Below are 223 nucleotides of genomic sequence, written 5' to 3'. Positions count from 1 at the left end.
TCAGATCATGAATGTCAGTCCTCGGGGTTACCGGTCCTGGCGGAACCGCCCAGTGAGTGACCGGCAGCGTAGGGACTTGGTCGTGCTTGCCCATATCCGGGAGCAATTCCGACTGTCGCTTGGCAGCTACGGGCGTCCTCGCATGACCGAGGAGCTAAAGGAACTCGGACTTGATGTTGGCCATCGGCGTGTTGGACGGTTGATGCGTGAGAACGCGATCACC

The 223-nt window shown here is 59.6% G+C and carries 1 protein-coding gene; it reads left to right on the top strand.

What is annotated here, in order from left to right:
• Positions 1-223, top strand: a 223-nt coding sequence (locus tag ACXAH0_RS25375; protein WP_475196125.1) for an IS3 family transposase, incomplete at both ends; no start/stop codon positions are given.

The sequence above is a fragment of the Roseibium sp. AWQ4_290 genome, assembly GCF_056160985.1.
Note: the sequence above shows the minus strand (reverse complement) of the source record. Positions and strands in the feature narration are given on the sequence as shown.